Origin of the sequence: Candidatus Protofrankia californiensis (assembly GCF_900634765.1) — a bacterium.
Classification (GTDB): domain Bacteria; phylum Actinomycetota; class Actinomycetes; order Frankiales; family Frankiaceae; genus Protofrankia; species Protofrankia californiensis.
In genome coordinates, this window is record NZ_CAAAFT010000071.1 from 9,233 (window position 1) to 15,292 (window position 6,060).

General features: G+C 65.6%; 6 protein-coding genes. 4 read left to right on the forward strand and 2 right to left on the reverse strand.

Translation table 11 applies throughout. The features are described 5' to 3' along the window. The first annotated feature begins 168 nt into the window (after positions 1-168). Positions 169-528 carry a hypothetical protein gene (locus DD1DGNOD_RS04465; RefSeq protein WP_131765340.1) on the forward strand — a complete coding sequence of 120 codons (360 nt, stop codon included), beginning with the start codon at positions 169-171 and terminating at the stop codon, positions 526-528. A 155-nt stretch (positions 529-683) separates the two neighbouring features. Here the strand turns inward: DD1DGNOD_RS04465 and DD1DGNOD_RS04470 are convergent, their stop codons facing one another. Beyond that, positions 684-1,178, reverse strand: coding sequence for a hypothetical protein (locus DD1DGNOD_RS04470; protein ID WP_131765341.1), 495 nt, complete (start codon positions 1,176-1,178; stop codon positions 684-686). A 535-nt stretch (positions 1,179-1,713) separates the two neighbouring features. On the opposite strand from DD1DGNOD_RS04470, the gene DD1DGNOD_RS04475 reads away from it, so the two are divergent. From DD1DGNOD_RS04475 to DD1DGNOD_RS04485, 3 genes are all read left to right on the forward strand, one after another. Then, positions 1,714-2,286 (forward strand): NUDIX hydrolase, encoded by a 573-nt coding sequence (locus tag DD1DGNOD_RS04475; RefSeq protein WP_165034743.1) that lies wholly within the window; start codon positions 1,714-1,716, stop codon positions 2,284-2,286. A gap of 567 nt (positions 2,287-2,853) precedes the next feature. Further along, positions 2,854-3,693 (forward strand): serine hydrolase, encoded by an 840-nt coding sequence (locus tag DD1DGNOD_RS04480; protein WP_241255460.1) that lies wholly within the window; start codon positions 2,854-2,856, stop codon positions 3,691-3,693. Positions 3,694-3,834: 141 nt separating this feature from the next. Then, positions 3,835-4,941: a DUF3616 domain-containing protein gene (locus DD1DGNOD_RS04485; protein ID WP_241255461.1), complete on the forward strand. Its 1,107-nt coding sequence runs from the start codon at positions 3,835-3,837 to the stop codon at positions 4,939-4,941. A 141-nt stretch (positions 4,942-5,082) separates the two neighbouring features. Here DD1DGNOD_RS04485 and sthA read toward each other — a convergent pair. Further along, positions 5,083-6,060 (reverse strand): Si-specific NAD(P)(+) transhydrogenase (gene sthA, locus DD1DGNOD_RS04490; protein WP_131769515.1); only part of this gene is annotated, 978 nt, incomplete at its 5' end.

Genomic DNA, 6,060 nt, shown 5'->3' on the forward strand with positions numbered 1-6,060 from the left:
GCCCCAGGGCGTGCCGGCCGAGCCGCCTCGCCGGCCGGGGCGGCTCGCCAGTGGCTGGGCGGCACGTCGGTGTCGATGCCGACAGATCGGGTACGGCCGTTTGGACGGGCCGTCGGCGCAGCCGGCCCCGTGCACCGGTCCGCCCTCGAGAATGATCTGGAGGAGATCATGGCTGTGAGGTTGAGCCGCCGGTCCTACGAGTACGCGAGAAGGCTGATCGACAACGGTGCCGTGGTGCTCGACGAACGAGACGATTGGAGCGAGCATCGGCCCTCGTCGCGGCAGGAGAACGAGTTCATAGCCGAACACGGTTTCAGCGAATATCAGAAATGGTACCTGGGAATCTCCGAGGAGGAGGACGAGGACAACAAGGAACGGTACAAGTTCCCGTACGGCGACTTCCACAAAGTGCACCGTTGTGGCATGCTTGCGGCCGAGTCGCGAGCCGGCCAGTACAAGTACTTCGACATCGAATGGGCGGTGGCGCATCTGCACGGGATGCTGGACGCCCTGATGAGCGCGAAATGATATTCGGGTCGACCCTGCCCGAAGTCGGCGGGGTGGGTGTCCGGCGGCTGTCCGACGGCTGTGACGGGGGCGGCAGCGTGGCGCTGGCCGTGTTGGTCGTCATCACCGCGTAGCCGTGGGCCTGGAAAGCCGCCGGGCTCGGAGCGGGATCCGGCTTACTTCCTCCTGAAGGTAAGTATCGCGCCGTTGGTTGTTCCGACCCCGGCCGCACCGATGGTCCCGGTCAGACCATGACCTTCGAAACCGAGCGAGGCCACGAGGCCGGATATCTGGTTGTCGCTGGTGATCGTATAGCCGGCGGCTGGCAGTGCTGTGCGGTAGAAGGCCGCCACCGCGCTGTCGGAAACACCGGTCAGGGTGACCGTGGACTCGTTGTTCCTGGACGTACCGGTTTCCACCTTGGCCCCTGGTGGGATCGGGAAGTCCGCTGGGACGTTTGCCGCCTTCAGGGCATCCCTGCCCGTGGCCACCTCCCCGCCGCCCGGCAGTGACACCGAAATGGACGGGAGGGCTGTCGGCAGGCCCGTGGGCAGCGACGTCGGCAGCCCCGAAGCACTCACTGACCCGGTTGCCCCGTCCGTGCTCACCGATGCGTTGCAGGCGCCGAGCAGCAGTACCGCCAGGCCGCAACTTGCGGCTATTGCCCCCATCCGATACCGCATGGATCCGGTGTAATCGCCGGAGCCTCTGGAAACACCCAACCTGATCTCCCCCTTCATGAACCCGGGTGCCAACGTGCGTCTTGTTCCACCGACCCTGCTCGCCGGAGTCTGTCCCACCTGAACTGATGTGGCCGCCAGCGGTCGAGGCTGATCGATGCGGGTCGATGCCGGTCGCAACACCATAAACATCACATGCCGACGCGTCGACGTGGCTGTCGTCAGCCTGTCAGTGCGGCCGCGGGTAAGCCGGTGGGGTGACCCGATCATGTGTGCGTGACTGTCGGCTTGGCTGTCGGCTTGGCTTGTCGGCTTGGCGACTCCAGGGACGGCTGCCCACCTGTTCAACAGGGCCGGGACCGCCCAACGTGCCGTCGGAAAGTGCGTGCTACGGATGGGATCCGGTTGCTGCGCTCACCGTTCGAACACTGCGAGGTACCCCGTGGGTACGGTCGAAGCGGCAGCGCCCGACAGGCCCACATGTATCCGAAATCGTCCTTTGGCGGTACCGTTATGTGCCGTGGCAGTGAGCAACAATGCGGTCGCCGGAGTGGTTCTCCACTACCTCGAAGACAATCCCGATGAGATCGAGACCGTGGGTCCGCTGGTGCTGGCTTCGATGGAGGGGTCGAGACCGGTGACGGACCCCGCCACGATGCCGGTGCATGTCACCTGCGGCGCGGTTGCGGTCACGGCGGACTGGCGGGTGTTGCATGTTCGTCACCGGAGCTTGGCGGGTTGGTTGCTTCCCGGCGGGCATGTCGCGGCTGGGGACCAGTCCCTGTTGGGTGCGGCCCTGCGCCAGCTCACCGAGGGGACCGGAATAGCAGCGAACTCTGTGATTCCGGACACCGCCCGTCCGGTTGACATCGATGCGCAGGTCGTACCCACTAATCCTGCTCGGGGAGAACCCTCGCATGTGCATTACGACGTTCGTTTCGTCCTATACGTCCCGGACGGGACGGTGCAGCTGTGCTCCGAGGAGATAACTGACTATCGCTGGATTGCGGTGCGGGATCTGTCGGGGACGTTGGGTGACAAGCTCCGTGCCCGCTGTGCCCGCGGCGCCCAGCCGGAGTGGGCTCACCTCGCCCGCTGACTTCTGGTCTCGACGGTCCCGTGGCCTGCGGGGGAGCCCGCGGCAGGCCGCCAGACGGATCGGATCAGACTGGGATCCAAGCGGGACCCGGTTGGGATACAGCCGGATCCCGGTGGCCACCGGTGGGTACCGACCGGCCCGATCCTTCTTCCGGAACGACAACGAGGCTCGATACGACATTGTTTTTGGTCTTCTGAGGTGCTTTTAATCCTTCTGTAAGGACCTTCTCGGCATCATGTGTCGGTCCGTGCCGTTAAGGAAAAAAAGGAATGAGTTAATGCGGCGACGGCCCGGCGCAGGTATAAATCGGCTGTGGCTATGCGGCACCGTGCAACCGTGGCTATGCGGCACCGTGCAACGCCGTACACCGCCGCTACGAAAAGTGCGACCTCGTGGACGACAAGGGGCTGTTCAGGCCCGGCGAAATCCGCTGGTATGCCGTTGCGGGTTTCGGCCTCGAGGCGAGCCGGCGCAATACTGGTCACCGCTGCGCTGATCAACGCGTTTGTGGTGGCCCCGGTCATCGGAGCTGCACGCTTCGTCGGTGCGAGCAGGCCCGCAACAAATGTGTCCACGGATCTGTCGGGCGTCCCGTCGTCGTACGACGACACCGTCGTGTCACCGGCGCAGCCTGTTCCCGACGTACCGCCGGAGTTGTCATCCCCGCCCGGACCCGACCTGGTCGAGCAATTCCAGGGGTATCTCGAAGGACGCCCCGGGCATGTCGGCGTGGCGGTGTACGACGCGGTTACCGGCCGGACCGTCGCGGTCGACGATCCGGCGGTGTCGGGTTTCGAGACGGCCAGCACAGTAAAACTGTCGATACTGTTGGGAATTCTGGAACGTGCCGGGTTGTCCGGACGGCTGAGCGCGGGCGAGCTGCGCAGTGCCCGGGCAATGATCGGCGTGAGCGACAATGCGGCCGCGAGCCGGTTGTGGCGGTCACTCGGCGGCGCGGTGTCGATGGACGCCCTTTTCCAACGCCTCGGTATGACCAGGACGAAGACAGACAGCGGTGGACGGTGGGGGCTCACCCTCACCAGCGCCGTCGACCAGCTTGCGGTGCTGCGTACGGTGGCCTATCCCAACGGGATACTCAGCGATCAGGCTCGCGCCACCGCGACGCAGCTGCTGGCCGGTGTGGTGGCCTCCCAGCGGTGGGGCGTGCCCGGCGGTGTGCCACCGGGCGTCACCGTGGAGGTGAAGAACGGCTGGCTGCCCTATGACGGCGGATGGGTGATTGCCAGCATCGGGCATGTCCACGGAGGCGGGCGGGACTACGTGATGGCGGTCTACAGCCGCGACAACCCGTCGATGCAGGCCGGCATCACCACGGTCGAGGGACTGTCCCGGATCGCCTGGGAGGCTGCCACGACATCACCCGCGCTGGCGGCACACACCCGCTGAATTCATCCCGCTACATATCTGGCACGTCTTCTTCTCCTGATTTCCAGCTATGGTGATGATCTTATCCAGCTGTGGTACGCCGAACACGCTGTGGTAAATCGGGATTATCGCGTCGACGGAGACTCAACTGAAGGGAACATCGTGGATGGGAACATCGTGGATGCCGTGGGAGCCATTCCGGCCCGTTTCACCGACGCCGGCCCGCACGCCGTGGTCGACATCGTCGAGTCACTCTCGACGATCAAGAGTGAGGGCCGGCATCTGTGGCTCGGGGGTGACGAGACGGTGACGATCGAGCGGGTGACCCTCAACGCCGCCGGAGACGCCTACGACAACCATGTCTCCTTCCCGGTCGGTGACTTCCTGCCGTTGCCGGAGGGGCCGGACGTCAACGGCGTCGTCCCTGAGATCGATATCGAGGGATTCGACCGGAATAGTGACTATCTGTGGTTTGTTGGTTCGCACAGCCTGACGCGCAAGCGGGTCAAGCCGCACCATGCGACCGAGGATGCACTGCGTGCGCTGGCGAAGATCCGTAAGAACGCGAACCGGCACCTGCTGGGCCGTATCCCGGTCGTCACCCAGGACGGGTTGCCCACCCTCGTGGCCCGCGCCGCTGCCTCGGACGGCACCGGTGGGTCTCTGGCCGCCGCCGCGCTGGGGTTGCGCAAGCAGACCCGGCTCACCGCGGTGTTGAAGGACGACGAGCACCTCGGCCCGTTCCTGGCGATTCCGAGCAAGGACAACGGGTTCGACGTCGAGGGGCTGGCCGTCGTCGGTGGGCGGGTTTACCTGGGTCTGCGCGGGCCGGTGCTGCGTGGTTGGGCGGTGGTTGTCGAGCTGCGTCCGATCGAGGGGGACGGCCGGGATCTCAGGTTGCAGCCGCTCGACGGCGGCGTTCCCTACCGGAAGCATTTCCTGGACCTGAACGGCCTGGGTGTGCGGGATCTGCTCGCCCAGGGGGACGATCTGCTCGTGCTCGCGGGCCCGACGATGGATCTGGACGGCCCGGTCCGGGTCTACCGGTGGCGTGGCGCGGCCAGGGCGGCGACGAGCGTCGTCGTCGTCGGTGACGAGGCGCTTGTCCGCGTGTTGGACCTGCCGTTCGGCCAGGGTGACGACCATGCCGAGGGCATCGCCTTGGCCCCGGGGGACCCATCATCGATCATGATCGTCTATGACAGTCCGGCGGCGCGTCGCCGTCCCGATCCCGGCACGATTGTGATCGACGTCTTCCGGCTGCCCTGACCGGACCGCACCACGCGGGATCGGTGGACCAAACCACACGGAATCAACAGAGCGCGCTGCGCGAAATCGACAGAGCGCACCGCGCGGGCTCGGCGGACCGTGCCGCGTGGCTGCGCCGATGTCAGCCGCTGAACACCGGTGTCAGCGGCTGAAGCGGGCGATGGCGCGCATCTTGTTCATCGCGTCCAGCGCGGCCACCTTGTAGGACTCGGCGAGTGTCGGGTAGTTGAACACGGCGTCCACCAGATAGTCGATCGTCCCGTCACAGCCCATCACGGTCTGGCCGATATGGACGAGTTCCGTGGCTCCGGTACCGAAGACATGGACACCGAGCAGCTTGCGGTCGACCGAGCTCACGAGCAGTTTCAGCATGCCGTAGGAGTCTCCGACGATCTGGCCGCGGGCGAGTTCCCGGTAGCGGGCCACGCCGACCTCGAACGGCACGGCCCGCTCGGTGAGCTCGTCCTCGGTGCTGCCGACATAGGAGATCTCGGGAATGGTGTAGATGCCGATGGGCATCAGGTCGTGGCGCATCACGTGGACGGCCTCGCCGCAGGCCGCGTAGGCGGCGAGCCGGCCCTGCTCCATGGACGTCGCAGCCAGGGCCGGGAAGCCGATGACGTCGCCGACGGCGTAGATGTGATCGACCTCGGTCCGGAAGTCCGAACCGACCTTGATGCGCCCCCGGTTGTCGGCGCTCAGGCCCGCATTGGGGAGATTGAGCGCCGTGGTGAGGCCCTGGCGTCCGGCCGAGTACATCACGGTGTCGGCGGGAAGCCTCTTGCCGCTTTCCAGCAATGTCAACGTACCGCCGTTATGACGTTCGACAGACACGACCGACTCGCGAAACCTGAATGTTACAGCCAGGTCTCGCAAATGATATTTGAGGGCCTCGACGATCTCCACGTCGCAGAAGTCGAGCATCCGGTCGCGGCGCTCCACAACGGTGACCTTGGTGCCGAGCGCGGCGAACATGGACGCGTACTCGATACCGATCACACCGGCGCCCACGACAACCATTGAGCCGGGAATCTTGTCCAGTGCCAGGATCTGGTCGCTGTCGACCACGGTATGGCCGTCGAAGTCGACTGTGTCCGGCCGGGCCGGCCGGACACAGTC

What these genes read in the sequence shown, in the direction of transcription:
- DD1DGNOD_RS04465 (WP_131765340.1), top strand. Translation starts at nt 169, where the DNA reads ATGGCTGTGAGGTTGAGCCGCCGGTCCTACGAGTACGCGAGAAGGCTG.
- DD1DGNOD_RS04470 (WP_131765341.1), bottom strand. Translation starts at nt 1,178, where the DNA reads ATGGGGGCAATAGCCGCAAGTTGCGGCCTGGCGGTACTGCTGCTCGGC.